Genomic DNA, 4024 nt, shown 5'->3' with positions numbered 1-4024 from the left:
ACCGCTACGCCACGCCCTCCTGCTGCTTGACGTCGGCGACGATGAACACCTCCGCCAGTTCCTTTGCCGGGCGGAGCATCTCGGGCACGGTCACCTCGGCCTCGAGGCTCGAGCGGATCGCCTTCTCGCGGCGATAGGGCTCGATCGCCTCGGTCACCTTCTCGCGCAGCGCGCGGATATCGGCCCATTCGGTCGAGACCGCGTCGTCGCCGGGCAGTGCCGGCAGCTCGGGCCATTCGAGGAAATGGACCGACCCGTCCGCGCTCGGATAGCGCGCCTGCCACACTTCCTCGGCGGTGAAGGCGAGGATCGGTGCGGCGTAACGCACCAGCGCATGGAACAGCGTGTCGAGCACGGTGCGATAGGCGCGGCGCTTGGGATCGCTCTCGGCGTCGCAGTAGAGGCAGTCCTTGCGGATATCGAAGAAGAAGGCCGACAGGTCCTCGTTCATGAAGTCCGACAGGGCGCGGGCGTAGCGGTTGAACTCGAATGCCTCAGCCGCCGCGCGCAGCTCGACGTCGAGCTGACCCAGCTTGTGGAGGATGTAGCGCTCGAGCTCGGGCATCCTGCCCACCGCGACCTTCTCGTCGTCGGTGAAGCCGTCGAGCGCGCCGAGCAAATAGCGGAAGGTGTTGCGGATCTTGCGGTAGGCGTCGCCGGTGCCGGCGAGCACCTCCTTGCCGATGCGGACGTCCTCGAAATAGTCGGTCTGCGCGACCCACAGGCGCAGGATGTCCGCGCCGCTCTCGCCGATGATCTTGAGCGGGTCGACGACGTTGCCGAGCGACTTGGACATTTTCCGGCCCTGCCCGTCGAGCGCGAAGCCGTGGGTGAGCACCGCGTCATAGGGCGCGCGGCCGCGCGTGCCGGCGCTTTCGAGCAGCGAGGACTGGAACCAGCCGCGATGCTGGTCGGAGCCTTCGAGATAGAGGTTCGCGCGAACGCCTTCGCCATAGCGCGCCTCGATCACGAAGCTGTGGGTCGAGCCGCTGTCGAACCACACGTCGAGGATGTCGTTGACCACCTCATAATCGGCGAGGTCGTAGTCCGGGCCGAGCAGCGCCTGATGGTCCGCGCCGAACCACGCGTCGGCGCCGCCCTGGCGGAAGGCGTCGAGGATGCGGGCGTTGACCGCTTCGTCGCGGAGGTAATCGCCGGTCTGGCGGTGGACGTAGAGCGGGATCGGCACGCCCCAGGCGCGCTGGCGCGAGATCACCCAGTCGGGCCGCCCCTCGACCATCGAGCGGATGCGGTTGATCGAGCGCTCGGGCACCCAGCGCGTGCGCTCGATCGCGTCGAGCGCGAGGTTGCGCAGGGTGGGGGCGTTGTTGTGCGGCGCCAGCGGCATGAAGCCCGCGAAATCGGCGGCCCCGGCGGCGGATTCGTCCTCGGCCTGCGCGACGGTGCCCGACGGGCGATCCATCGGGATGAACCACTGGGGCGTGCAGCGGAAGATGATCTTCGCCTTGGAGCGCCAGCTGTGCGGATAGCTGTGCGCGAAATCGTCCGACGCGGCGAGCAGCGCACCGGCCTCGCGCAGGTCGCTGCAGATCGGCCCGTCGCTGGCGACGAACTTCTTGTTGATCACCGACCCCTGCCCGCCAAGCCACAGCCAGTCGGGGCGGTAGAAGCCCGCATCGTCGACCGCAAACACCGGATCGATGCCATGCGCCTTGCACAGCGCGAAATCGTCCTCGCCATGGTCCGGCGCCATATGGACGAGGCCGGTGCCCGCATCGGTGGTGACGAACTCGCCGGGCAGGAAGGGACGCGGCTTGGCGAAGAAGCCGCCGAGATGGTGCATCGGGTGGCGGGCAACGGCGTCGGCGAGGTCTGATCCCTTAAAGTCGGCCTTGCTCACATCGACGCGACCAACCTCACCCTCACCTGCACGCTCGATAAGCTCGGTTCGCGCGAGAAAGGTATCGAAGAGTTCGTCGGCAACGATATAGCGGCGCGCCTCGCTGCCATCGGCAGGAGTGACGTGAACCACACGATACTCAACCTCCGGCCCATAAGCCAAAGCCTGGTTCACCGGGATCGTCCACGGCGTGGTCGTCCAGATCACCGCATGCGCGCCGACCAGCTCGGGCGCGTTGGGCGCCTCGACGATCTCGAACGCGACGTCGATCTGGGTCGAGACGACGTCCTCATATTCGACCTCGGCCTCGGCCAGCGCGGTCTTCTCGACCGGGGACCACATCACCGGCTTGGCGCCGCGATAGAGCTGGCCGCTGGTCGCGAACTTCAAGAGCTCGCCCGCGATCGTCGCCTCGGCGTCGAACTTCATGGTGAGGTACGGATCGTCCCAGTCGCCCATCACGCCGAGCCGCTGGAACTGCTCGCGCTGGATGCCCACCCATTTCTCGGCATAGGCGCGGCATTCGGCGCGGAACTCGGCCGGCGGGACCTCGTCCTTGCTCTGCTTCTTGGCGCGATACTGTTCCTCGATCTTCCACTCGATCGGCAGGCCGTGGCAGTCCCAGCCGGGGATGTACGGCGCGTCCTTGCCCATCAGGCTCTGCGAGCGGACGATCACGTCCTTGAGGATCTTGTTCATGGCGTGGCCCATGTGCAGGTCGCCATTGGCGTAGGGCGGGCCGTCGTGGAGGATGAAGCGCTCGCGGCCCTTCCGCTGCTCGCGCAGCCGCTCGTACACGCCGATCTTCGCCCAGCGTTCGAGGATCGCGGGCTCCTTGGCGGCAAGCCCCGCCTTCATCGGAAAGTCGGTCTTCGGCAGGAAGACGGTGTCGCGCCAGTCGCGGGCGGAATCGGTGGTTTCGGTCATTTGGGGGCGGGGATTAGCTTGTGTGGGGCGGCGGGGGAAGAAGATTGGTTCGGCAAGGCGCGGAACGTGCTTGCAATGTTGGATTTCGCCTGCTTGGCTCGTCCGGCGGGCATCGCGCCGCCGTTCCTTGAAATTCACGGTCGGGGTTGCCGCGAGCGCGTGGAAACGGGCCTGATAGTGTCAACCTAGTGTAAACTTCCGCAGCGCGGCCCTGGCCGCCTCGCAATCGGCCGCGATCTGGGCCTTCAGCGCGTCGAGCGAATCGAACTTCGCCTCGTCGCGCAGGAACTCGATCAGTTCGACCTCGATCGTCTGCCCGTAGAGGTCGCCCGAAAAGTCGAAGAAATAGGGTTCGAGCAGCTCGACCGGCGGATCGAAGCTCGGGCGGATGCCGAGATTGGCGGCGCCGTCGAGCACCCGGCCGTCGGGGAGGCGCCCCCGTACCGCATAGATGCCGTAGCGCGGGCGAAGATAGTTGCCGATCTGGATGTTCGCGGTGGGATAGCCGAGCTCGCGGCCGAGCTTCGCCCCCGGCTCGACCATGCCTTCGATCGCGAACGGCCGCGTGAGCAACGCCGCCGCCTCGCGCGGCTTGCCGGCCTGCAGCGCCTCGCGGATGCGGCTTGAGGAGATCACCTCGTCCGCCGCCTCGACCGCGGTGACGGTATCGACGCTGAAGCCGAGTTCGTCGCCCAGCGCGCGGAGCACGCTCACATCGCCGTCGCGGCCCTTGCCGAAAGTGAAGTCGGCGCCGGTCACAACGCCGCCCGCGCCGATCAGCTCGACCAGCCGTTGCTCGGCAAAGGCGCGCGCGGGCAGCCCGGCGAGCGCGGCGTCGAAGCCGAATACCAGCATCGCGTCGGCGCCCGCTTCGGCGAACAGCCGCTGGCGCTGGTCGAGCGTGGTCAGGCGGAAGGGCGGCGTCTGCGGGCGGAAATAGCGCATCGGATGCGGGTCGAAGGTGGCGACGATCGCCGGCCGCCCCGCGGTGCGGGCGCGCTCGACCGCGCGGCCCACCACCGCCTGGTGCCCGCGATGAAACCCGTCGAAATTGCCGAGCGCCACGATCCCGCCGCGCAGATGGGCGGGGACCGCAACGGCTCCGTCCAGCCGCTCCATTGGCGGGGCTATAGGGGCAGGAGGCGAGGAATCAAATCCTCCCCCGCCAGGGGGAGGTGGCATGCGCAGCATGACGGAGGGGGAGGACGCGGTGAGCATGCGGGCGGAGGCATTGCC

Annotated in this window: 2 protein-coding genes; both read right to left on the bottom strand. The window is 67.8% G+C overall.

All coding sequences use genetic code 11. From position 1 onward, the window contains the following. Positions 1–4: 4 nt before the first annotated feature. Entirely contained in the window at positions 5–2788 is a 2784-nt protein-coding gene (ileS, locus tag ABDV68_RS18530) for an isoleucine--tRNA ligase (RefSeq protein ID WP_343521569.1), read from the bottom strand. Positions 2789–2968: 180 nt separating this feature from the next. Next, on the bottom strand, positions 2969–3907 hold the full coding sequence (locus tag ABDV68_RS18525) for a bifunctional riboflavin kinase/FAD synthetase (RefSeq protein WP_343521568.1): 939 nt from the start codon (positions 3905–3907) through the stop codon (positions 2969–2971). Positions 3908–4024 lie beyond the last annotated feature (117 nt).

This window comes from Sphingomonas sp. (assembly GCF_039595165.1).
Lineage (GTDB): Bacteria > Pseudomonadota > Alphaproteobacteria > Sphingomonadales > Sphingomonadaceae > Sphingomonas.
This window is presented reverse-complemented; position numbering and strand designations above follow the sequence as displayed.

What these genes read in the sequence shown, in the direction of transcription:
- ileS (WP_343521569.1), bottom strand. Translation starts at nt 2,788, where the DNA reads ATGACCGAAACCACCGATTCCGCCCGCGACTGGCGCGACACCGTCTTC.
- ABDV68_RS18525 (WP_343521568.1), bottom strand. Translation starts at nt 3,907, where the DNA reads ATGGAGCGGCTGGACGGAGCCGTTGCGGTCCCCGCCCATCTGCGCGGC.